General features: G+C 70.8%; 18 protein-coding genes. 12 read left to right on the top strand and 6 right to left on the bottom strand.

What is annotated here, in order from left to right; all coding sequences use genetic code 11:
* Nucleotides 1-54: 54 nt before the first annotated feature.
* Entirely contained in the window at nt 55-864 is an 810-nt protein-coding gene (locus AABA78_RS07090; protein ID WP_338262210.1) for a hypothetical protein, read from the top strand.
* A gap of 42 nt (nt 865-906) precedes the next feature.
* Complete coding sequence (locus tag AABA78_RS07085; RefSeq protein ID WP_171421454.1) at nt 907-1,530, top strand: LURP-one-related family protein; 624 nt, start codon at nt 907-909, stop codon at nt 1,528-1,530.
* Between the two features lie 61 nt (nt 1,531-1,591).
* Here the strand turns inward: AABA78_RS07085 and AABA78_RS07080 are convergent, their stop codons facing one another.
* Complete coding sequence (locus AABA78_RS07080; protein ID WP_338262209.1) at nt 1,592-2,782, bottom strand: FadR/GntR family transcriptional regulator; 1,191 nt, start codon at nt 2,780-2,782, stop codon at nt 1,592-1,594.
* A gap of 655 nt (nt 2,783-3,437) precedes the next feature.
* Between AABA78_RS07080 and AABA78_RS07075 the strand changes: the two genes are divergently transcribed.
* Together AABA78_RS07075 and AABA78_RS07070 are read left to right on the top strand one after the other, a co-directional pair.
* Complete coding sequence (locus AABA78_RS07075; RefSeq protein WP_338262207.1) at nt 3,438-5,003, top strand: FAD-dependent oxidoreductase; 1,566 nt, start codon at nt 3,438-3,440, stop codon at nt 5,001-5,003.
* A 53-nt stretch (nt 5,004-5,056) separates the two neighbouring features.
* Nucleotides 5,057-5,767, top strand: a complete 711-nt coding sequence (locus AABA78_RS07070; protein WP_338262205.1) for a hypothetical protein — start codon at nt 5,057-5,059, stop codon at nt 5,765-5,767.
* A gap of 9 nt (nt 5,768-5,776) precedes the next feature.
* On the opposite strand, the gene AABA78_RS07065 is transcribed toward AABA78_RS07070, so the two are convergent.
* Nucleotides 5,777-6,823, bottom strand: a complete 1,047-nt coding sequence (locus tag AABA78_RS07065) for a histone deacetylase family protein (protein WP_338262203.1) — start codon at nt 6,821-6,823, stop codon at nt 5,777-5,779.
* 90 nt (nt 6,824-6,913) lie between these two features.
* Here AABA78_RS07065 and AABA78_RS07060 point away from each other — a divergent pair, with 90 nt between their 5' ends.
* The 5 genes from AABA78_RS07060 (at nt 6,914) to AABA78_RS07040 (ending at nt 13,293) form a co-directional block, all read left to right on the top strand.
* A complete protein-coding gene (locus tag AABA78_RS07060; protein WP_338262201.1) occupies nt 6,914-8,977 on the top strand; it encodes a methyl-accepting chemotaxis protein in 2,064 nt (687 codons plus the stop codon).
* A gap of 29 nt (nt 8,978-9,006) precedes the next feature.
* A complete protein-coding gene (locus tag AABA78_RS07055; protein ID WP_338262199.1) occupies nt 9,007-10,308 on the top strand; it encodes an MFS transporter in 1,302 nt (433 codons plus the stop codon).
* A 153-nt stretch (nt 10,309-10,461) separates the two neighbouring features.
* Complete coding sequence (tatB, locus tag AABA78_RS07050; protein WP_338262197.1) at nt 10,462-10,944, top strand: Sec-independent protein translocase protein TatB; 483 nt, start codon at nt 10,462-10,464, stop codon at nt 10,942-10,944.
* A gap of 39 nt (nt 10,945-10,983) precedes the next feature.
* On the top strand, nt 10,984-12,189 hold the full coding sequence (gene tatC / locus AABA78_RS07045; RefSeq protein ID WP_338262196.1) for a twin-arginine translocase subunit TatC: 1,206 nt from the start codon (nt 10,984-10,986) through the stop codon (nt 12,187-12,189).
* A 12-nt stretch (nt 12,190-12,201) separates the two neighbouring features.
* The gene (locus AABA78_RS07040) at nt 12,202-13,293 is read left to right on the top strand and encodes a potassium channel family protein (RefSeq protein ID WP_171419782.1); all 1,092 of its coding nucleotides are present in this window, start codon (nt 12,202-12,204) and stop codon (nt 13,291-13,293) included.
* Here the strand turns inward: AABA78_RS07040 and AABA78_RS07035 are convergent.
* Nucleotides 13,265-14,092: an NAD(P)H-dependent oxidoreductase gene (locus AABA78_RS07035; protein ID WP_338262195.1), complete on the bottom strand. Its 828-nt coding sequence runs from the start codon at nt 14,090-14,092 to the stop codon at nt 13,265-13,267. The genes AABA78_RS07040 and AABA78_RS07035 overlap by 29 nt on opposite strands.
* 75 nt (nt 14,093-14,167) lie before the next feature.
* Here AABA78_RS07035 and AABA78_RS07030 point away from each other — a divergent pair, with 75 nt between their 5' ends.
* The 3 genes from AABA78_RS07030 to AABA78_RS07020 all read left to right on the top strand — a co-directional run bounded on the left by AABA78_RS07030 (nt 14,168) and on the right by AABA78_RS07020 (nt 16,406).
* On the top strand, nt 14,168-14,512 hold the full coding sequence (locus AABA78_RS07030; protein WP_120523747.1) for a winged helix-turn-helix transcriptional regulator: 345 nt from the start codon (nt 14,168-14,170) through the stop codon (nt 14,510-14,512).
* A gap of 179 nt (nt 14,513-14,691) precedes the next feature.
* On the top strand, nt 14,692-15,384 hold the full coding sequence (locus AABA78_RS07025) for a hypothetical protein (protein ID WP_338262194.1): 693 nt from the start codon (nt 14,692-14,694) through the stop codon (nt 15,382-15,384).
* A 230-nt stretch (nt 15,385-15,614) separates the two neighbouring features.
* Nucleotides 15,615-16,406 carry a transglycosylase SLT domain-containing protein gene (locus AABA78_RS07020; RefSeq protein ID WP_338262193.1) on the top strand — a complete coding sequence of 264 codons (792 nt, stop codon included), beginning with the start codon at nt 15,615-15,617 and terminating at the stop codon, nt 16,404-16,406.
* Nucleotides 16,407-16,409: 3 nt separating this feature from the next.
* Here AABA78_RS07020 and AABA78_RS07015 read toward each other — a convergent pair whose 3' ends face one another.
* The 3 genes from AABA78_RS07015 to AABA78_RS07005 are packed head-to-tail and all read right to left on the bottom strand — an operon-like array spanning nt 16,410 to nt 21,560.
* On the bottom strand, nt 16,410-18,923 hold the full coding sequence (locus AABA78_RS07015) for an amino acid kinase family protein (RefSeq protein WP_338262192.1): 2,514 nt from the start codon (nt 18,921-18,923) through the stop codon (nt 16,410-16,412).
* Nucleotides 18,920-20,266, bottom strand: coding sequence for an alpha/beta fold hydrolase (locus tag AABA78_RS07010; RefSeq protein WP_338262191.1), 1,347 nt, complete (start codon nt 20,264-20,266; stop codon nt 18,920-18,922). The genes AABA78_RS07015 and AABA78_RS07010 overlap by 4 nt, the downstream gene beginning before the upstream one ends.
* Before the next feature lie 4 nt (nt 20,267-20,270).
* Nucleotides 20,271-21,560 (bottom strand): O-acetylhomoserine aminocarboxypropyltransferase/cysteine synthase family protein, encoded by a 1,290-nt coding sequence (locus AABA78_RS07005; RefSeq protein WP_338262190.1) that lies wholly within the window; start codon nt 21,558-21,560, stop codon nt 20,271-20,273.
* Nucleotides 21,561-21,822: the final 262 nt, after the last annotated feature.

Here is a 21,822-nt window from a genome sequence, read left to right as displayed (position 1 = left end):
GGGCGTTATCCTGCGCTTCCAGTTCCTCCAGCCCCTCCCCTCAGGAGCGCCCCCATGCCCCGCGGAATCTCCAAGTTCAGCTCAGGCCCGTCGCTTCCGGTGAAGCGCAAGCACGACGACCTCACCTCGTCCATCCGAAAGCCGGAGGTGGAGGGGCCGCCGCAGAAGAAGCAGCGGACCCAGGGGCCCAACACCGTGCAGCAGCCGCCGGTCCAGAAGCCGCCCACGGACCCCTCGATGCATGCCGTCTACGACAAGATGGCCCACGAGGAGATGCTGAAGAACCCGAAGTACGCGGCGCTGGTGGACGACGCCGCGAAGGCGTCCGACGGCAAGCCCGTCAACGTCGTCACCAAGGACCAGGTCCATGGCGGCATGTTCTACAAGAAGGACAACCAGATCGGCCTGCGGCCGGACCTCACGGGCCCCAAGCGCGCCAGCGTCATGGCCTTCGAGGCCACCAACGCCGCGCAGCAGAAGAAGTTCAGCAAGGTCACCAGCGATGCCTTCCAGAACGAGCTCAACGCCGTGCTGGGCAAGCCGGCCTTCGGCGGGGACCTGAACGCCCGGCGCGAGAACTTCGCCAAGAGCATGGAGCGCATCGAGTACGACGGCATCAAGCGCCACCATGACGTGATGAAGCACGGCATCGACAACCAGGGCTGGCCCAAGGAGATGGACCGCTTCGGCAAGCGCCTGGAGGGCGCGGACCCCAGCTTCGACAGCTACTGGGCGCGCCAGAACGTCGCGAACAAGCAGACGGGCAAGAGCCACTCGGACGTGTACCGCGCCCAGTTCGACAACATCCACGCCACCGCGCAGAAGGCCGTGGCGGAGAGCAAGGCGAAGCAGGGCATCAAGTAGCCCCCTGGCCCCGCGTGCCGCTTCGCGCTAGGGAGGAAGGCCATGTCCTCCGCCCTCCAGACCCGTCCCCGGAGCGAGCTCGCCTCCGGGCGCCTCGGCCAGTCCCGCTACATGATCCGCCGCAAGTTCTTCAAGCTGTTCGGCGGCGCGTTCCACATCTACGACGAGGCGGGCAACGTCGCCTTCTACTCGAAGATGAAGGCCTTCAAGCTGAAGGAGGACCTGCGCATCTACAGCGGCGAGGACATGCAGGAGGAGCTCATCACCATCCAGGCGCGCAGCATCCTGGACTTCGGCGCCACCTACGACGTCACCGACGCGGCCACCGGCGAGCGCGTGGGCGCGCTGCGCCGCAAGGCCCTGAGCTCCATGCTGCGCGACACGTGGCTGGTGCTGGACGTGGACGGCCAGGAGGTGGGGCGGATTGAGGAGGACAGCATGCTGCTGGCGCTCGTGCGGCGCTTCCTCACCAACCTCATCCCGCAGACCTTCACCGGCACCCTGGGCGGCGCGCAGGTCTTCAGCTTCCGGCAGCACTTCAACCCGTTCATCCAGAAGATCGACCTCGACTTCTCCATGGACACGCAGCGCCAGTTGGACCGGCGCCTGGGCATCGCCGCGGCGGTGCTCCTGTGCGCCATCGAAGGACGCCAGTCCGGCGGCTGAGGTCCATCTGCGCGGGCGCTCCGCCTCAAGGGCCCGAGTGGGCACGAAGGGCTGTCGCCGCTCATGAAGCGGGGGGTTCTGGCGTCTGGGCCATGGAGGCGTCAGAGGCGCACTGCCCACCGTCCTCGTGGTGGGGACGGGCCCCTGGGGGCCATGAGGCGGCCCGCTCGCCTTGCGCTTCTCCTCGCGCAAGCGGCTCCTCTTCCTGAGACGAAGCGCTCCCACCCGCTCGACAGTCGGGGATGTTTCCCGGGGCCGCGCCCGTCACGTCCACAGGGGAGCACGCACCCTGCGGCTCGCCGGGAGTAAGGCCTGGGGCGGCTGGAATCCGCGGCGTCCCGCGGTCCGGCTCCACGGGAAGGTCTCCCTCGTGGACGCGGGGGCCAATGCCGAGCGCTCCCGTTGCCCCGGCGGCTGGCGCGAGGTGGTCAGGGCCACGCTCCTCCACGCATGGGCCCGCGGCGGGCGCATCGTCCTGCGCGGAGGCTGAAGCGGGGACGTCAGGGAGGCACTCCGGGGGGCACTCGGCCTCGGGGGACTCCTGCTCCTGGGGGACGGGGGCGAAGTCCTCCAGCACGCGCTCATCGCACGCCTTCAGCAGCGCCGGTAGCTCGTGCTGGAGCGCCCGCGCGTCGCGATTTCGCAGGGCCTCTATCGCGCAGAAGACCCACTGGCGCAGCGTCTCGCCGCCCATGAGGGACAGCAGCCGGGTCGCGTTGCCCCGTAAAGCCCGCTGCAGTGACTGGATGAGGAGCAGGTGCCCTGGACGCTCCGCAGCCCGGGCCGCGAGCCGCAGCAACTCGAACTCCCACTGTGCGCAGCGCTCGCCAGGATTCCAGCGCGCCGCGTCCGAAAGCCAGAAGCAGGCGTCCTCCAACTGGCCCAGGGCCGCGTCGGAGGCCCTCGTGCAGCAGTCGGCCAGGAGCTCCACCAGCACCTGCCGCTTGAGGCTGAAGAAGCCCTCCAGCAGCCGACGGCACTCCGGGCGGCGTTCGTCATGCAGCGCCAGGCCCAGGTTCTCCAGCGTCAGCGACTCATCCAGCGCCACCGCGCGCGTCTTGCGTCCGGAGCGCTGCACCACCAGCCCTCGCGCCGCCAGCCGCCGCAGCGCCTCCCGCACGGTGCCCCGGCAGCACCCAAACTCACGCGCCAGCTTCTCTTCCGAGCCGAACTGTCCCCTCGGCAGCATCCCCAGCGCAATCGCGCGCTCGAGTTGCTCCTCCACGTACGCCACGAGTCCCACCCGCACCATCACCGTCGCCCTCCTCGCCCAAGCCTCGTGCACCAAACCACGGGGGTCTGACATGGATGCGCGGCCAGCCCGTCCTGGGGCGCCAGGCGGCGCGAACCTGTCCGACTGTCGGACAGGTTTGGAGAGGGCGCTCCCGGCAGGGCGCCGCTGCACGTGGACTCGCCTTGGCGTCGTTCATGCACACCGTCGGGCCCACCACCGCTCCGCGAGGTGCGGGGCCTCGCGGAGAACTTCGAGGCAGGATGGGTTGACGAACTCCTGGCGGCCTTCTCGTCCATGGCGCGCGGTACTCGCGGGGCGCGCAGCCGAAGCGGGAACGGAAGACCCGGGCGAAGCGGCCAGGTCTTCGAAGCCGCACATGCGCGCGGTCGCCATCACGGACCCGGCCTGGCCCTGGCGGAGCCGCTCCGCCGCGCGCTCCTGCCGGTAGCCTTGGGGGGACCGGGTGGGGCTTTCGCCCATGCTGGCGCGGGAGGCCCGCAGGGAGGGGGCGCGGCACAGGCCAGCGACTTCCGCCAGGTCCTCCGTGCGCAGGGCGTCCGCGTCCTCCATCACGATGCGCTCCAGGGCCCGCTGGGTCCGCGCGTCACGATTCGCCGGATGGACCACCCGTTGCGCCAGGACCGGGTTGCGGCCGGGCGCTATATCTCCGGGCATGCAAGCCCATCCCTCGCAGGTGCGTCAGGTCCCCGTGCTCATCGTCGGAGGCGGCCTCGTGGGGCTGTCGACCGCGTTGTTCCTCGCCCACCAGGGCGTGCGCGCGCTGATCATCGAGAAGCACGCGGGCACGTCGCTCCATCCGCGGGCACGCGGCTTCCACGCGCGCACGGTGGAGTTGTTGCGGTCCACGTGCGCCAGAGAAGACGTGGAGCAGGCCGGGGCGGTTCCCGAGGGCACGGTCGTCGGAGAGCTGGTGGCCGTCACTCTCGCGGGGCCGGTGCATTCGTGGAAGACGCGGACGGTCTCCACGCAGCGGATGGACCTCAGCCCGTGTCCGTTCGTCTTCCTGGGGCAGGATCGGCTGGAGCCCATCCTCTTGAAGGCCGTGAGGAGCCAGGACGTGGAGGTGTGCTTCCGTCACGAGCTGACGGGCTTCACGCAGGATGCGCAGGGAGTACGGGCCACGGTGCTCGACCGCGACACGGGCACGGTGTCCACCGTGCAGGCGACGTATCTGATTGGCGCGGATGGGGTGCGCAGTCCGGTGCGTGAGGCGCTGGGCATCTCACAGCGAGGACGGGGCTCCTTTGGCCACAACATCTCCACGCTCTTCGAGGCCGACCTCTCGCCTGTGCAGCGGGAGGTGCCGCTGGGCTTCGCGGTGCTCACGCATCCGGAGGTGGGCGGCGTCATCGCGGCCACGGACGTGAGGGACCGGTGGATCCACGCGACCCGGCTCGACTTGGCCCGTGAGACGGCCGATGACTTCACGGAGGCCCGGTGGACACAGCGACTGCGCACCGTCACGGGCATTCCGGACCTGACGCCCACGTTCCACGGAACGTTCGTGTGGGAGGCGGCGGAGCGGGTCGCGGAGCGCTTCGGTTCGGGCCGTGTCTTCCTCGCGGGGGACGCCGCGCACCAGATGCCACCCACGGGAGGCTTTGGCGCCAACACCGGCATCCACGACGCGGCGAACCTGGCCTGGAAGCTGGCCGCAGTGCTGAACGGCCACGCGGGGCCCGCGCTGCTGGAGACCTACGACGCCGAGCGACGGCCCGTGGCGGCTGCCACCGCGAACCAGGCCGCGCTGCTCGCGCTGAAGATGGCGAAGCAGGAGCTTCCGGCGGACGCGGTCCTCGTCGACGACGATGCTGTCACCCTCGGCTACCGCTACGGTGAAGGGCCACCGTTGCCGAAGACGTTTGTCCCCACGGGCGAGCCCGGCACGCGCGCGCCGCACGTGTGGCTGGATGGACCGGACGGGCGCAAGTCGACGCTGGACCTGCTTGGGAATGGCTTCGTCCTGCTCGCGGGGAGTGAGGCGTGGCGCAGCGCGGAGCTCGTGCCGCTGCGGGTCCACGTGGTCTACGGCTGGCAGCACGCGTATGGGGTAGGGGACGGTGGTGCCTGCCTCGTGCGACCGGACGGCATGGTGGCGGCGCGGTGGAATGAACCCGTCCCGGACGCGGAGCACCTCTTGGAGGCAACGCTGAAGACGGTGCTGTTCCGTGCGGAGCCGTTTTCCGTCAGGAGCCAGCCAACGGAGCCCGTCCGGTGATGGAGTAGGCTGCACCTGATGTGGATGCGGTATGCGGCATGCCAGGAGGGGGCTTGAAGACATCCGCCATCGCTGCTCGCGGACTGCTGTTGCTGCTCGGAGCCTGCGCCACGGTTCGACCGCCAGCGGATCCGCCCCTGGGGTTCATTGAAGACGGCTTCCCGAGCAGTGGACCCTGCCGCACCGAGTGGCCGGCTCACCTGCCCGATGTCTTTCCGCGAGGAGCTTTCGCCCTGACGCTGTTGCCCTGGCTGGAGGCGGAGTTCAACGATGCGCGTGGACAGGAGAGCAGGCGCTGCTGGTGCTCCGGCATGCTGCGGGCCTTGAAGGAAGGGCCGCTGCTGCCCCTGGCACCCGGCGTCGAGGTCTACCGCTTCACGTGGATCCCCTCAACCCGTGAGTCCTTTGTCATCCGCATCGAACACCTGGGCCCTCTCCACTCCCTGCACGTGAAGGTGTCCGGCATGGAGGAAGGGACGTTGACCGTCGACCGACGCATCCTGCTCACGCCCACCCAGTGGCAGGCCGTGCGACAGCATCTGGAGGCGGCCCGCTTCTGGTCCATGGACCGCTTCTTCACTCCCCGCCCCGTTGCGTACCTCGACGGGTCGGAGTGGCTGTTCGAAGGAGGCCGGGAAGGGCGCTACCGGGTGTTGAGCATCCACAGCCCGGACCCGGAAGGACCCGCGCGCCCCATCCATGACCTGGGCGCGTTCCTGGTGGAGCTGTCCGGCATCACCCTGGACAGCGGCAGGCTGTACTGAAACGCCCCGTCAGCGCACGCTGGCCCAGTACGGCTTGAGCGCTTCGCGGCTCGCGGCCAGTGCCTCCCTCGCGTCCGCGTTGGTGGCGCCGGACGCGAAGCTGTCATCCCTTCCCGCCAGCACCTCGATGCACGCGTGCACGGAGTTCGACAGCCCCTCCAGCGAATAGCCGCCCTCCAGCACCAGCACCAGCTTGCCGCCGGAGACCTCCTCCGCCAGCTTGCGCACGGCGGTGCACATCGCCGCGAAGCCGCGCTCGGTGACGTCCATGCCGCCAATCGGATCCGCGCGGTGCGGGTCGAACCCCGCGGACACCAGCATCAGGTCCGGCCGGTACGCCTGCGCCACCGGCAGCAGCAGCTCCTCGAAGATCATCCCGTAGTCCGCGTCCGTGTTGCCGCCCGGCAGGCCGCAGTTGACCGTGAAGCCCTGGCCCTCACCCCGGCCCACCTCCGGCGCCGCGCCGCTGCCCGGGTAGTAGGGGAACTGGTGCACCGACTGGTAGAGCACGTCCCGCCGCCCCCAGAACGCCGCCTGCGTGCCGTTGCCGTGGTGCACGTCCCAGTCCAGCACCAGCACGCGCTCGGCCCCCAGCCGCCGTCCGGCCTCCGCCGCGATGGCGACGTTGTTGTAGAGGCAGAAGCCCATCGCCCGGCCCGGCTCCGCGTGGTGGCCCGGCGGCCGCACCAGCGCGAACGCGTTCCTCGCGCGCCCCGCCATCACCGCCTCCACGGACTGCACCGCCGCGCCCGCCGCCAGCCGGGCCGCGTCCAGGCTGTCCGGCGACACCGCCGTGTCCTCGTCGATCCGCTCGAAGCGGCCCCCCAGCTTCTCCATCGCGTCCAGGTGCGCCGGGGTGTGCACCGCTAGAATCTCCGCGTCCGTGGCGGAGCGGGGCTGGGCCATCACCGTGCCCGCGACGGGGTTGCGCGCCAGCACCTGGAGGATGCGCCGCAGGCGGGCGGGCGACTCGGGGTGGCCCTCACCCGCGTCGTGCTGGAGGAAGAGCGGGTCGGTGAGCAGCAGCGTCGCGGTCATCCCCTGGACCTTACGCATCCTGCCCCCGGGAACCCAGCGTCCGGCCCTGGCAGGCGGGGAAGTCCGTTCCTTGCCCGGACGGGCCACCCTCCCTACAGTGGGCCGGCCTTGCCACGTCGCCTCAAGAAACCCGGTCTCCGGGGCATCCTCCTGGGTTCGTTCGGCCTCGCGCTGGCCGTCATCCTGGGAGCGCTCTTCTTCGTCGTTCCCCTCCAGGTGGCCAACCACCTGAGGGAGCGCATGGCGCTGCACGCTCAGGCCAAGGCCCGGGAGGTGAAGGTCCTGGTCGAAAGACAGGCGGCCACCCAACCGGTCCCCAGCCTGGAGGGGCTCTACCCGCTGGACGACGACTTCAGCGTCGTCGCGGTGGTGGACGCCCAGGGCGTGCCTCGCGCCACGTTCCCTGCGCCGCCGCCGGAATGGTTCAGGACGGGCCTGGAGAAGCGCCTCTCCGTCCGCCCCCTCCCGCCGCTGGACAAGACGGAGTTGTCCGATACCGCCTGGGCGGTGTCCGAACCCGTGACGCTCGCGGGCGGCGTGCCCGGCGAGGTCATGGTGGTGGTGAACGACTCCCAGCTGAACGGGGTGCTCACGGCCCTGCGCCACACGGTGCTGCTGGCCTTCGCCGTGGGCCTGGTGCTGTTCCTGCTGACGGCGTTCCTCATCTCGCGCGCGTTCATCCTCCACCCGCTGGACGCGATGATGTCCATGGCGCGCAAGCTGGCGGAGGCCGACCTCACCGGCCGCGCGGAGGTGCGCAACAGCAAGGACGAGCTGGGCCAGCTGGCCGAAGCCCTCAACCGCATGGCCCAGTCCTGGCGCGACACGCTGGGCCGCGTGCGCGGCGTGTCCGACGTGGTGGCCGGCGTCATCGAGCAGATCCACCGCACCGGCACCACCGTGTCCTCCGGCGCGGGCACCGTGCAGTCGCGCGTGGAGGAGACGTCCTCCTCCATGGTGGAGATGATGGCCTCCTTGCGCGGCATCGCGGAGAACGTGGAGGTCCTCTACCAGAGCGCTGAGGAGAGCAGCTCCTCCATCATGGAGATGGCCGCCACCAACGACGAGGTGGCGGAGAACGTCCAGGCCATGGCCGCCAGCGTGGAGGAGACCACCAGCGCCATCGAGCAGATGACGTACTCCATCAAGGAGGTGGCCAAGAACATCGAGGACCTCTCCGCGTCCACGGAGGACACCTCCTCCGCCATCAGCCAGATGGACGCCGCCATCGGCCAGGTCGACGCCAACGCCAATGAAACGGCGCGCCTGTCCGAGCAGGTCTTCGAGGACGCGCAGACGGGCGTGGAGGCCCTGCGCAAGACCCTCTCCGGCATCGACCGCATCAAGGACACCAGCCGCACCGCCGCGGGCGTCATCGACAGCCTGGGCCGGCGCATCAGCGAGATTGGCAACATCCTCAACGTCATCGACGACGTGGCGGAGCAGACGAACCTGCTGGCCCTCAACGCCGCCATCATCGCCGCGCAGGCGGGGGAGCACGGCAAGGGCTTCGCGGTGGTGGCGGAGGAGATCAAGGACCTGGCCGAGCGCACCGGCGCGTCCACCAAGGAGATCGCCGAGCTCATCCGCGGCGTGCAGGAGGAGAGCCGCAACGCCGTGGTGGTGATGAACCAGGGCGTCAAGAGCGTGGAGGAGGGCGTGCAGCTGGGCCGCGAGGCGGAAGGGGCCCTGCGGAAGATCAACGACAGCACCCAGAAGTCCACGCAGATGGTGAAGGCCATTGCCCGCGCCACGGTGGAGCAGGCGCGCGGCAGCAAGCAGGTGACGGCGGCCATCCACCGCATCTCCGCCACCGTGTCGATGATCTCCCAGGCCTCCAACGAGCAGGCCCGGGGCGGCGAGCAGATCATGAAGAGCGCGGAGCGGATGAAGACGCTCACCCAGCACGTGCAGCGCTCCAGCCAGGAGCAGGCGCACGGCAGCAAGCAGATCACCCGCTCCATCGAGAGCATCAACGAGATGGTCACCCACCTGAACCGCGCCCAGAAGGAGCAGACCAAGGGCAGCGAGCAGGTGCTCAAGGCCGTGGAGACCATCAAGGGCGTGTCCGAGCACCAGACGCGCTCGGTGCGCCAGCTGGAAGAGGCCATCGACAACCTCACGCGCCAGGCGGAGATCCTGCGCGCGGAGGTCCGCCGCTTCCGCGTCTGACGCGCACGCCGCTCCCCCTGAAGGCTTCCATGCCCGAGTCGTCCGAGTCCGCCTCTCCCCGTTCCGTCTCCGAGCGCGCCGTGGTGCTGCTCATCGGCGCGGTGCAGTTCGTCAACATCCTCGACTTCGTGATGGTGATGCCGCTGGGCCCGGACTTCGCGAAGGGGCTGGGCATCGAGTCGTCGCACATCGGCACCATCGGCGGCAGCTACACCGCCGCCGCGAGCGTGGCGGGGCTCCTGGGAGGCTACTTCCTGGACCGCTTCGACCGGCGCAAGGCGCTGGCCGTGTGCATGCTGGGGCTCGTCGCGGCCACCGCGGCGGGGGGGCTGGCGCTGGGGCTGTCCACGCTGCTGCTGGCGCGCGTGTGCGCGGGCCTCTTCGGCGGGCCGGCGACGGCGCTGTCGCTGTCCATCATCGCGGACCTCATCCCGGTGGAGCGCCGGGGCCGGGCGCTGGGCGCGGTGATGGCGTCCTTCTCCGTGGCCTCCGTGCTGGGCGTGCCCCTGGCCCTGAAGGTGGCGGAGCTGGGCACCTGGCGGACGCCCTTCTTCGTGGTGGCGGCGCTGGGCCTGGTGGTGGTGGTGGCCGCGCTGTGGCTGCTGCCGCCGGTGCGCGGACACCTGAAGCCCGGGGGCAGCGCGTCCCGGGGCGTGGGCGTCGCGGAGCTGCTCGGCCGCACCGACGTGCAGCTGTCCTACCTGATGACGGCGCTCGTGATGATGAGCGGCTTCATCGTCATCCCCAACATCTCCGCGTACCTCCAGCAGAACCTGGGCTACCCGCGCGACCACCTGTGGATCATCTACTTCGCGGGCGGCATCGTGAGCTTCGTCACGCTGCGGCTGACGGGGCCGCTGGTGGACCGCTTCGGCTCCTTCCGCGTGGGCACGGTGGGCGTGGTGCTGGCGGCCGTCGCCACGTACGTGGGCTTCGTGCACTACCCCGCGTGGCTGCCCATCCCCGCGCTGTTCATGGTCTTCATGCTGGCCATGGGCGTGCGCAACGTGGCGTACAACACGCTCACCTCGCGCGTGCCGGACAACCCGGTGCGCGCCCGCTTCATGTCGCTGCAGTCCGCCACCCAGCACATGGCCTCCGCGCTGGGGGCCTTCCTGTCGTCGCGCCTGCTGGTGGACCTGCCGGACGGGACGCTCGGCGGCATGGACACCATCGCCTGGGTGTCCATCGGGTTGTCGGTGGGCGTGCCCGTCATGCTGTGGGTGGTGGAGGGCCGGGTGCGCTCGCGCGAGCAGGCCCGGGCCCTGGCGGTGCCTCCGGCCCAGGGGATGGCGGCGCCGCTGTCTCCGCAGGCCAATCCCCACGCCTGATGGGGCAATGTGCCCCAGCCGGGGCAGGGTGCCCGGCCGCCCGCCTCCCGGACACGAGGCCGGACGGACGCTGGACGGTCGCTGACGGTTGCGCGGGCCGCCTGTGGGCGCGATAACCCCGGGACGTTCCCTCCAAGGGGAAGACGACGACCCATGTTCAACATCGGCGCAGGCGAAATGGTGTTCATCCTGGTGGCCGCGCTGATCGTGCTCGGCCCCCAGCGGCTGCCTGAGCTGGCGCGGGCCATCGGCAAGTTCATGCGCGAGTTCCGCCGGCAGACGGACGACGTGCGCAACGTGGTGGAGCGCGAGTTCTACGCCATGGACGAGGACTTCAACCGCGAGCCCCCGCCGCGTCCGGGCACGCGCGTGCCGTCCCCGCCGCCGGAGCTGGCCCCCTCCATGCTGCCGGACGCGTCCCCGCCCAACGTGCTGGCGGAGCCCGCGCCCGCGCTCACCGCGACGCTGGACCCCGCGAGCGTGCCCGCGCCCGCGGAGGCCGCCGTGGACCCAGCCGCGCCCGGCGCCGAGCCCAAGGCCGACGCCGCGGTGGCGCCGGCGCAGGACGAGAACGGCCTTCCGCAACTCGCCCCCATCCCGGGCACGGTGGCGCGCAACGCGCCGAAACGGAGCTGAGCCCTGAACCGCCAAGGGGTTGACCTGTCGGATTTCCGCATGAGCCTGGCGGAGCACCTCACGGAGCTGCGCTCGCGGCTCGTGAAGTGCTCGCTCGCGGTGCTCGTGCTGGGCGCCGTGTCGCTCATCTTCGCCAAGCCCATCTTCGGCGTGCTGATGCGGCCGGTGCTGGATGCGCTGCCCCCGGACGGGCGCTCGCTCGTCTACACATCCGGCATCGAAGAAATCAACGTGCTGATGAAGGTGGGCGTGTACTGCGGCATCTTCCTCACCACGCCCGTCATCCTCTGGCAGATCTGGGGCTTCGTGGCGCCGGGGCTCTACCCGGAGGAGCGCAAGTACGCGTCGCCCTTCGTGGTGCTGGGCTCCGTCGCGTTCATCGTGGGCTCGCTGTTCTGCTACTTCCTGGTGCTGCCCTCCATGTTCAAGTTCCTCCTCAACGAGGAGGAGACGCTCGCGCTGGAGCAGCGCATGGACACGGCGCGCATGGGCGCCGAGGACGCGCTGCGCTTCCTGCGCATCGGCGAGGTGGAGCGCGCCGGCCACGTGGCGAAGGAGACCAGCGCCGCGCTGACCGCCGCGGGAGAGGGCCAGGTGAAGGATCCGCAGGTGGCGACCGCGAAGAGCGTGGAGCTCACCGCGCGCCTCAAGGGCCTGGGGGACCTGCTGGACGCGGCGGCGGACGGGATGGGAGTCCCCGCGCGCGGCGTGCTGCGCCAGGCGGTGGAGAAGCGCGTGGAGGCGGTGACGGCCTTCGGCAAGCAGGACTACGTCGCGTCGGAGGCCGCCATGGACCAGGCGGCCAGCCTGCTCGCGGGCGTGGCGCCCACGCGCGCCGAGGAGATGTCCGGCCTGTGGCGGCTGCAGAAGGAGCTGGCCAAGGGCCACGCGGATGCCGAGGCCGCGCGCTGGACGCGGCCCATGCTGACGATGAACGAGCAGCTGTCGCTGGTGCTGCTGCTCATCCTCGCCTTCGGCGTCATCTTCGAGTTGCCGCTGGTGATGGCGCTCCTGGGCATCGTCGGGGTGGTGCAGTCGAAGTGGCTCTTCCGCTACCAGCGCCACGCGTTCGTGGTGTGCCTCATCGCGGCGGCGGTGCTGACGCCCACGGGTGACGTGGTGAACCTGTCGCTCATGGCCGGCCCCATGCTGCTCTGCTACGAGCTGGGCGTGCTGGCGGTGTGGCTCATCGAAAAGCGCCGTGAGAAGGCGGAAGCCTCCACGGACATCACCCCGGCGGCGTAGGGCTCCCCGCGCATGAAGAGCCCCGCCGCGCGCCTGATGGTGGACCTGCGGTACCTGCGCGCGCTGTCGCGGAGGTTCCGCAGCACGCTGCTGCTGGCGGCGGTCATCTTCGGGCTGGGGCCGCTCCTGTACCACTGGCGCTACGTGGGGCCGGGCGGGGACGGCATCTCCTACGGAGAGGCGCTGCACCACGTCTACTTCCTGCTCTTCGGGCAGCCGTCGCTGCCGTACGTGAGCGACTGGCTGGTGGAGACGCTCAACATCCTCATCCCGCCGGTCAGCATCGCGCTGGTGGTGGATGGCGTGGTGCGCTTCGCGTACCTCTTCTTCGCGCGGCACAAGAACGACAAGGAGTGGGTCTCCGTGGTGTCCGAAACGATGAAGGGCCACGTCGTGGTGTGCGGCGCGGGACGCGTGGGCTACCGCGTGGTGACGCAGCTGCGGGAGATGGGCAAGGACGTCGTCGTGGTGGAGAAGCGCGAGGACGCGACGTTCGTGTCCGCGCTGCGCGACGAGAACGTGCCCCTGCTCATCGACGACACGCGCAGCCCGCTGTGCCTGCCGCGCACGCACGTGAAGAAGGCGTCCGCCATCGTCTGCGCCACGGACGACGACCTGGCGAACCTGAACATCGCGCTGGACGCGCGGCGGCTCAACCCCGGCATTCGCGTGGTCATCCGCCTGTTCGACGACGACCTGGGCGCGAAGGTGCGCGACACGTTCAAGGCGGAGGCCCTGTCCAGCTCCTCGCTGGCCGCGCCCGCCATGGCGCTGGCCGCGTTGGACCCGCGGCTCATCCATTCGTTCCGCATCGGCAAGCACCTGATGGTGGTGTCGCTGTTCGTGGTGCGGGACGGCCTGCCGGGGATGAACGTGTCCCAGGTGCGAGACCGCTTCGGCGGGCTGGCGCTGTCGCTCATCCGGGGCGACACGGAGACGCTGCACCCCACCGGGGACGTGGTGCTCCAGGCGGGAGACCAGGTCACCGTCCAGGCGTCCTATCCGGAGTACTGCGCCCTGCGCGCCTTCACCGGCGAGTCGGACGCGCCGGCGTACGCGGACCACGACAACTTCCTCATGCCGGGGTACCGCTCCGCGGGGTGAGCGGCCGCTGCTCGGGTTCGCCCTCCCGCAACCGGTGGATGCGGGTGCCGGAAGCGCCGTCGCCCAGGCCGGACTTCAGCACCTGCTGCGTGTCGTAGTGCCCGCCGTTCTGCCTGCGGAACGGGATGGGAGCGTCAGTGAACAGGCCGTCCAGCCGCGCCTGGAACGCCTCCGCCACGGACGGCCACTGCTCCTCCCTCATGCGGTCGGACTGGTAGGTCACGAACGCTGGCAGGACGTCCATCCCCGGATAGAAGAGCACCCCGTGCTCGATGGGGAAGAGGAGGTCCTCCAGGGCTCCGTTGACGCCCCGGTCGAAGTAGTGCGGTGCGCGTCCGCCAATGGTGATGGAGAGCATGGCGCGGCGGCCCATCAGCGTGCCCTCGCCGTAGCGGTCTCCCCAGCGGTCGCCCTCATGCACGCCCACGCCGTAGGCGAAGCCCAGGGCGAAGACCCGGTCCACCCAGCCCTTGAGGATGGCCGGCATGGAGAACCACCACAGCGGGAACTGGAGGATGACGGCGTCGGCCCAGAGCAGCTTCTGCTGCTCAGCGGTGATGTCCGCGGTCTGGGTGCCGTTGGCGAAGGCGGCCTTCGACGCGCGCTCGTAGAAGAGCCGCTCTCCGGCGTTGGCGGTGAGGAAGTCCGCTCCATCCGCGATGGCCTTCCAGTCCATGGCGTAGAGGTCCGACACCTGGACTTCATGGCCCCGGGCGGACAGGTGGCGCACGGCCAGGTCCTTCAGCGCGCCATTGAGCGAGCGGGGTTCGGGATGGGCGTAGACGATGAGGACGTTCATGGCCCATGAGGTACGATTGCGGTTATTTCTCCGCAAGTACGCACATGTTTGGGAAGTACGTACAAAAAGGTAACCATGAGCCGCAAGCGCGACGACGACTCGAACACGAACTGCGCGGTGGAGGCGTCCCTCGGCGTCATCGGCGGACGGTGGAAGGGCGTGGTGTTGTACTGGTTGCTGAAGGGCACGCACCGCTTCGGTGAGCTGCGCAAGCGGCTGCCCAACTGCAGCCAGCGCATGCTGACATTGCAGCTGCGCGAGCTTGAGGAGGACGGGCTGGTGAAGCGCACGGTCTACGCGCAGGTGCCGCCGCGCGTGGAGTACGAGCTCACCGCCTTCGGCCGTTCCCTGGAGCCGGTGCTCATCGGGCTGCGGGACTGGGGTGAGAAGTACAAGCGCCGGTTGCAGCGCACGGGGTGAGTCTCCCAGGATGGCTTGCGAGCAGGCCGGGTAACTTGCAGTGCGCGGGTGACGGACGTGAAGGCCGTCGCCTGGCCGGAAGATGGCGCATCGTTTCTTCCAGGTTGTGAAACACGATGGGTGAACCAGGAGCGTCAATGTCGACAGGTCGGACTGCGGATGGTGGATATCAGGCAGGAGTGCGGCGCTCGTTCGCGGTGGGCTCGGAGATGGCCTGGGCCGCCTGGGGCGAGGACGCGGGACTCATGCGCTGGGTGGGCTCTTGCTCCCAGCCCCTGAAGCAAGGGGCTCAGGTCTCGCTGTCGGACGGCACGCGCGTCAAGGTGGTGCGCCGGGTTCCGCCCCAGCAGCTCCGGCTGCGCCTGGAGCATGCGAAGTGGCCCCGGGCTCGCACCGTGCAGCTTCGCGTGCTGCCGTCGGTGCATGGCGTCACCGTCGCGCTCCATGCGGAAGGACTTCCGGACGCGGGCACGCGCGAGGAACTGCTGGCGCGCTGGTCGGCTGCGCTGGAGCGCTGGGACGCCTTCTCCGGAAGGGCGGTGGCGGTGAACCGGGGAGGTCCCCCGAAGCGTGAGCCCCCGGGGAGGAAGGGCGCCGGGAAGCCTCCCGCGCTGGAGAAGGGGCTCGCGAAGCAGGGCGCCGCCGAGCTGAAGAAGCATGGCCCCGCGCGCGGAACGAAGAAGGCCGCGACCACGAAGCAGCCCCGGGTGGCGGAGAAGGCCGCGCCGGTCGGGAAGAACGCCTCCGCGAAGAAGGCCCGTGGAAAGAAGGCCGCGCCCGCGAAGAAGGCCGTGGCCAGGAAGCAGGCCGCACCCGCGAAGAAGGCCGCGCCGGCAGCACGGAGCCGGAAGCCCGGTGGGCGCACGAAGTAGAGCGCGGCGCCGACGGCCGTGAGACGTCGGCGCATCGCGGGTGGTGACCGCGGTTCGTGAGGGGATGACTCCAGTCACCAGGGCCGAGGCTCGGTGAGCACCCCCGCGCCTCGCGCTTCCTCAAGGACATCAAGCACCTGGCTTGCGGTGGATGTCCTCCAAAGGGTTGGCATGTCTCCTGCTGTAGGTGTTCCTCGTCAGCAGCACTCAATCTCCCGAGGAAATCCCCCATGGCCCTCTCGCCCATCTCCAGCCGCCCCGCTTCCTCCCGCATCCCCTCCCAGGACTTCGCCTCCCGCCCGGATGCCGTGTCCGGCGCCCGCGTGCAGGGTGGCGGCTGCCAGAAGCCCGGGTCGGGCTTCGCGTCCCAGTTCCAGCAGGATGGCTTCAGCGCGGGCCCCGCGAAGGGCGCTCAGTTCAAGCAGTTCATGGAGGGGCTCGGCGAGGTGGTGAAGGAGCTGCAGCAACTCGTCCAGATGCTCCAGCCCGCCCTGAGCGGTGGCGCTGCCTCCGCGGACGGCGTGGACGGAGCCCAGGCCCCGGGGGGCGTGTCCGGCGCGGACGCCTCGTCGAGCACGGGCGGCACGGGCGGCGCGTCCGGCGCGGGTGACTCGTTCCAGGCCGACTCCGCTCAGTCTGCCGGTGCCACGGGCGACATGCCGAAGGGCGAGGTGGGTGACTGGATCAAGCAGGCCATGGAGATCCTCAAGGCCGCGGGCGTCCCGGTGGACAAGATGAACCCCCAGGACATCGCGAAGATCATCGAGCACGAGTCCAGCGGCAACCCGAACGCCATCAACCTCACGGACCAGAACGCGAAGGACGGCCACCCGTCCATCGGCCTGATGCAGACCATCCAGCCCACGTTCGACGCGTTCAAGCTCCCGGGCCACGACAACATCCGCAACCCGGTGGACAACATCATCGCGGCCGTGCGCTACGCGGTGGACCGCTACGGCTCGGTGTCCAACACCCCGGGCGTCCAGGCGATGAACAGCGGCAGCGGCTACGTCGGCTACTGAGCCTCACCGCCCCCGCAGGTTCTGGGCGATCTTCAGGATGTCCGCGAGGACGCCCGCCGCGGTGACAGGGCCACCCGCTCCCGCGCCCTGCACCAGCAGCGGGTAGTCCGCGTAGCGCTCCGTGGAGAAGGCCACGAACGCCTCCGAGCCGCGCAGCCGCGTCGCCGGGTGCTCCTTCGGCACGGCCACCGGGCCCACGCGCAGCACCGGCACGTCCTTCGCGGAAGGGTCGATGCGCGCCAGATAGCGCAGCACCTTGCCCTCCGCGCGCAGGCCCTCGACGCGCGAGGTGAACGTCCGGTCCAGCTTCTCCAGCCCTGTGAGGAAGCGCTCCACGTCCGGCTCCTCCAGGTACTCGCGCGGGACGAACGGCTCCACCTCCACGTCCTCCAGGGACAGGTCCAATCCCTGCTCACGCGCGAGGATGAGCGCCTTGCGAGCCGCGTCCGTGCCCGCCAGGTCCTCGCGCGGATGCGGCTCCGTGAAGCCCTTCTCGCGCGCCGTGCGCACGGCCTTCGACAGCGGCACGCCGTCCATCAGTTGCTGGCTCAGGTACCCGAGCGTCCCGGAGAACGAACCCTCCACCCCGTGCACCCGGTCCCCCGTGCGCACCAGGTCCTTCAGCGTCTGGATGACCGGGAGCCCCGCGCCCACCGTCGTCTCGTAGTGGTACGCGCGGTGGTTCAGGTGCGCCGTGCTCCGCAGCCGCTCCCAGACTTCACGCGGCTGCGTCAGCGGCTTCTTGTTCGCCGCCACCACGTGGATGCCATTGCGGAAGGCCTCCAGGTACAGCGCCTCCATGCCCTCCGCCGCGGTGCAGTCCACCAGCACCGGCACCGGCAGCCGGCGCAGCGGCTCCAGCAGCGCGCGCACCACGGGCGGTGACGTGCCCTCGGGCACGGACCCGATGCGCTCGCGCCACTGGTTCAGCGGGATGCCCTCCGGCGAGAAGAGCACCCGCCGGCTGTCCGCGAGCCCCACCAGGTTGAGCTGGATGCCGTGCTCCTGCGCCAGCGTCTGCTGCAGCGTGCGCAGTTGCTCCAGCAGCTGGCTGCCCACCACGCCGTGCCCCAGCACCAGCAGGCTCACCTCTTCATGCGCGAAGTGGAAGGCCGCGTGCACCGTGCGCACCGTCAGCGCCGTCTCCGCCCCGTCCACGATGAAGGAGATGGAGCGCGCGCTCGCGGTCTGCGCGATGGCGCGCACGTTGATGCCCAGCGCGCCCAGCGGCTGGAACAGCCGTCCCGCCACGTTGGCGCCCTGGCCCATGGCCTCCGCCACCAGCGCCACCTGCGTCACGGGGGCGCGCACCTGGGGCGGCTGCAACGCGCCGCGCTCCAGCTCCGGGGCCAGCTCGCGCCGCAACACCTCCTCCGCTCGGGCCGCGTGCGCCCGGCGCAGCACCACCGCCACCGACCGTCCCGGTGACGACTGCGCCGCCATCCACGCGTTGATGCCCGCGGCCTCCAGCGCCTGCAACGCGCGAGGCCCCACCGGCCGCGCCGCTTCCTCCGTGCCGCCCTCCAGCCCCAGCAGCGCCAGGTCCTCCAGCGACACCACGCACGTGGGCACGCTGCCGTTGCCCGCGCCGCGCACGTCGATGAGCGTGCCGGGTTCCTCCGGCTGTTGCAGGTGGCGCACGCGCAGCGGGATGTCCGCGTCGCGCAGCGTGGACAGCGCGCGCGGGTGCAGCGTGGGCAGGCCCAGGTACACCAGCTCCAGGGCCTCCGTGTAGCTCAGGTGCGGCACCGGCCGCGCATCCGCCACGTGCAGCGGATCCGCCGTCATCACCCCGGGAACGTCCGTCCACAGCGTCAACGGCGTGCCCAGCAACACGGACAACACCGCCGCCGTCTCGTCCGCGCCCTCCACGCCCAGCGTCGTGGAGCGCCCATCCAGCGCCACGCCCCGGCCGCCCGCGTGCAGCGTCAGCCGCCCCTCCCACGAAGGCCTCAGCGTCGCCACCCGGTCGCGGGTGTGCTCGCGGTTCACGCGCGCCTGACCGGGCTCGCCCTCCGTCACCGTCCAGTCCGCCGCGTCCACCTCCAGCGACGGCACGCCACGCGAACCCAGGAGCCGCGCGAGCAGCGCCGCCGTCAGCCGCTCGCCGGTGCCGCGCACCACGTCCTCCAGCGCGGGCCGCCGCTCACGCACGAGGCTGGCGCCATCCAGCGCGCGGCGAGCGGGCTCCAGCAGCGACGCCAGCGTGCGCGCGCCGTCCGCCTCCACCGACGTGGAGCCCGGGGGCGCGCCCAGCCGGCGCTCGGCCTCCTCCAGCATCAACAGGCCCCGCGCGAGCAGCCCGTCCAGCTCCTGCCGGGCCAGCGTGGAGTTGCCCTTCAACGCGATGGACAGCGCGGACTCCAGCCCCGTCGCGAGCCACGGCGGTGACGACACGATGGCGGCGCGCGTGCTGCCCGCGTCGCGGCGCGACAGGTGCGTGGCCACGGACGCGAGTCCCTGGGCGGTGTCGAGCAGGAAGGGGGCGTAACGGGTGATGCTCACAGGGGCGGTCATGAGGTCTTCCGGGCGCGGACGCCGGCAGGGGAGGAAAGGCGGGCGTCGCGGCCCACGCCCGGAGGCAGGGCCAGCGCGCGGATCAACAGGGGCGCGAGCGCGTCCCATTCGATGAGGAAGCCGTCGTGGCCGTGCACGCTGCACAGGACCGCGTACTCGGCATGGAGCCCCTGCGCGCGCAGGCGCCGGGACAGGTTCTTCATGTGCTCGGGAGGAAAGAGGACGTCCCGGTCGATGCCGATGGTCAACGTGCTCGCGCGGATGCGGTCCACGCCGGGGCCACCGTTGGGCGTCGGCACGCGCGTGAGGTCGTGGTGGTCCATGGCGCCCAGCAGCGCCAGGTAGGAGCGGGCATCGAAGCGCGCCTCCAGCTTCGCGCCCTGGTGCTCCAGGTAGCTCTCCACCGGGTACAGCGTGCGCGACGACCACGCCCGTGGACGCGGCTGGAGCGCGTCCAGTCCGGCCTCCGCGCGATAGGTGAGCGTCGCCAACTGGCGCGCCAGTTCCAGGCCACGCCTGGGGGACTCGGGATACTCCGGGTCGAGCAGGAGCGCCTGCCGGGCCACGTGGTTCCAGCCCACCACCCACGCGGACGCGGCCTCCGCCGTCGCGATGGGCACCATGCGCTGGAAGCGCTCCGGCGCGAGCGCCGCCAGGCACAGCACCACCATGCCGCCCAGCGAACCGCCGGTGACGAGCGCCACCTCGTCCACGCCCAGCGCGTCCAGCGCCGCGAGGATGGAGCGGGCTTGATCCCACGGCGTGATGGTCGCGGGCAGGCTGCGCTCGTCCAGGCGCAGGTCGCCCTTGGGCAGCACCGGCGACGGGCCGAAGCGCGTGTCGTCGGTGCGCTGCGGGAAGCCCTCGTCCGCGGGACCGAAGGTGCCGTAGCAGGAGCCCAGGTTGTTGAAGCACAGCAGCCGCACGCGTGAAGGGTCCAACGGCCGGCCATGCCCGATGACGGGCTCCCACCAGCCGCCTTCACCTCCGGCGTGCATGTCCCCGGTGAGCGCGTGCACCAGCAGCACGGTGGGCACCGCGTCCGGCGTGCGGCGGGGTCCGGTGCGGCGCGCGTCGCGCAACTCGGAGGCCGCGTCGCGCAGCTCGGAGGCGGTCCTCCGCACCACGCGCAGCCGGCCCGCGCGGGTCGCTTCCTCGGAGTGCACGCGGGCGCGGGACTGCAACCACGCGAGGTCCTCCGGAGGCCCCCACCACCAGCCGCGCACGAGGTGGGGCGCCACGCGGGCGCCGGCCTCCAGCGGCAGGTCCGGCAGCGACAGGTCGAAGACGCGCGGGGTCTCCGCGCGCGGGGGCACTTCCTGGCCAGGCCTCACGGGTCGCATGGCGTCAGGCCGCGCTCAGGGCCTGGTCCAGATCGGCCAGGATGTCGTCCAGGTGCTCCAGGCCCACGGACAGGCGCACCAGGTCGTCGGTGACGCCCGTGCTGGCGCGCTCCTCCGGGCTGAGCTGTTCGTGCGTGGTGGACGCGGGGTGGATGATGAGCGAGCGCGTGTCGCCGATGTTCGCGAGCAGGCTCCACAGCTTCACGCCGTCAATCACCTTGCGCCCGGCGGACAGGCCGCCCTTCACACCGAAGGTGACGAGCCCGCCGAAGCCGCCCTGGAGGTACTTCTTCGCGTTGGGGAACGCGGGGTCGTCCTCCAGGCCCGGGTAGCGCACCCACTCCACCTTCTTGTGCTGCTTCAGCCACTTCGCCACTGCGAGCGCGTTCCGCGAGTGACGCTCCAGCCGCAGGCGCAGCGTCTCCAGGCCCAGGATGAACGCGTGCGCGTTGAACGGACTGAGCGCGGGGCCCAGGTCGCGCAGGCCCTCCAGCCGGGCCTTGAGGATGAAGGCCGCGGGGCCGAAGGCCTCTCGCAGGCGCAGGCCGTGGTAGCCGGGGTTGGGCTCGGTCAGCTCGGGGAACTTGCCGTTCTCCCAGGGGAAGTTGCCGCCGTCCACGATGACGCCGCCAATGGAGGTGCCGTGGCCGCCGATGTACTTCGTCGCGCTGTGCAGCACGATGTTCGCGCCGTGGCGCAGCGGGTTGAAGAGGGCGGGGGACAGCGCGGTGTTGTCCACGAAGAGGGGCAGGCCTGCTTCACGCGCCACGGCGCCGATGGCGTCGAAGTCCGGCACGTCCAGGCGCGGGTTGCCCAGCGACTCCAGGTAGAGCGCCTTCGTCTTCGGGCCAATGGCCTGACGGAACGCGTCCGGGTTGCCCGCGTCCACGAACTTCGTGGTGATGCCCAGGCGCGCGAGCGTCACCTTGAAGAGGTTGTACGTGCCGCCATAGAGGCTGGCGCCGGAGACGATTTCGTCCCCCGTCTTCAGGATGTTGAGGATGCCCAGCGTCTGCGCGGCCTGACCGGACGCGACCGCGAGCGCCCCGACGCCACCTTCGAGCGCGGCGATGCGCTTCTCGAAGACGTCCGTCGTGGGGTTCATGATGCGCGTGTAGATGTTGCCGAACTCCTTGAGGCCGAAGAGGGCGGCGGCGTGGTCCGCGTCGCGGAAGCGGTAGCTGGTCGTCTGGTAGATGGGCACCGCGCGAGCGCCGGTGGTGGGGTCGGGCGAATAGCCGGCGTGCAGCGCGAGCGTGTCGGGGTGCAGCGGACGTTCGTTGGGCGTGCTCATGGCAAGGGACTCCTGTTCGCGTCGCTCCGGAGGGAACGCGCGTGCGTGAAGGCAGACGGGTGGTGGGGACGTCAGGGCACTGCGGGTGGCGGGGAGGACTTCAGGACTTACTGGGCGCTGCGACGCTCCTCGGCAGGGGTGCGAGAGCGGAGGCCCGGAACGACGAAGCCCACCGACCCTCGCGGGTGGGTGGGCTCCGGTTGGCTCGCCAGGGGCAGGCTGTGCGTCAGCCGGCCGCGGCGGGCTTGGGCCCACCCGGAAC

Origin of the sequence: Corallococcus caeni, from assembly GCF_036245865.1 — a bacterium.
Classification (GTDB): domain Bacteria; phylum Myxococcota; class Myxococcia; order Myxococcales; family Myxococcaceae; genus Corallococcus; species Corallococcus caeni.
Note: the sequence above shows the minus strand (reverse complement) of the source record. Positions and strands in the feature narration are given on the sequence as shown.

What these genes read in the sequence shown, in the direction of transcription:
- AABA78_RS07090 (WP_338262210.1), top strand. Translation starts at nt 55, where the DNA reads ATGCCCCGCGGAATCTCCAAGTTCAGCTCAGGCCCGTCGCTTCCGGTG.
- AABA78_RS07085 (WP_171421454.1), top strand. Translation starts at nt 907, where the DNA reads ATGTCCTCCGCCCTCCAGACCCGTCCCCGGAGCGAGCTCGCCTCCGGG.
- AABA78_RS07080 (WP_338262209.1), bottom strand. Translation starts at nt 2,782, where the DNA reads ATGGTGCGGGTGGGACTCGTGGCGTACGTGGAGGAGCAACTCGAGCGC.
- AABA78_RS07075 (WP_338262207.1), top strand. Translation starts at nt 3,438, where the DNA reads ATGCAAGCCCATCCCTCGCAGGTGCGTCAGGTCCCCGTGCTCATCGTC.
- AABA78_RS07065 (WP_338262203.1), bottom strand. Translation starts at nt 6,823, where the DNA reads ATGCGTAAGGTCCAGGGGATGACCGCGACGCTGCTGCTCACCGACCCG.
- AABA78_RS07055 (WP_338262199.1), top strand. Translation starts at nt 9,007, where the DNA reads ATGCCCGAGTCGTCCGAGTCCGCCTCTCCCCGTTCCGTCTCCGAGCGC.
- tatB (WP_338262197.1), top strand. Translation starts at nt 10,462, where the DNA reads ATGTTCAACATCGGCGCAGGCGAAATGGTGTTCATCCTGGTGGCCGCG.
- tatC (WP_338262196.1), top strand. Translation starts at nt 10,984, where the DNA reads ATGAGCCTGGCGGAGCACCTCACGGAGCTGCGCTCGCGGCTCGTGAAG.
- AABA78_RS07040 (WP_171419782.1), top strand. Translation starts at nt 12,202, where the DNA reads ATGAAGAGCCCCGCCGCGCGCCTGATGGTGGACCTGCGGTACCTGCGC.
- AABA78_RS07035 (WP_338262195.1), bottom strand. Translation starts at nt 14,092, where the DNA reads ATGAACGTCCTCATCGTCTACGCCCATCCCGAACCCCGCTCGCTCAAT.
- AABA78_RS07030 (WP_120523747.1), top strand. Translation starts at nt 14,168, where the DNA reads ATGAGCCGCAAGCGCGACGACGACTCGAACACGAACTGCGCGGTGGAG.
- AABA78_RS07020 (WP_338262193.1), top strand. Translation starts at nt 15,615, where the DNA reads ATGGCCCTCTCGCCCATCTCCAGCCGCCCCGCTTCCTCCCGCATCCCC.
- AABA78_RS07015 (WP_338262192.1), bottom strand. Translation starts at nt 18,923, where the DNA reads ATGACCGCCCCTGTGAGCATCACCCGTTACGCCCCCTTCCTGCTCGAC.
- AABA78_RS07010 (WP_338262191.1), bottom strand. Translation starts at nt 20,266, where the DNA reads ATGCGACCCGTGAGGCCTGGCCAGGAAGTGCCCCCGCGCGCGGAGACC.
- AABA78_RS07005 (WP_338262190.1), bottom strand. Translation starts at nt 21,560, where the DNA reads ATGAGCACGCCCAACGAACGTCCGCTGCACCCCGACACGCTCGCGCTG.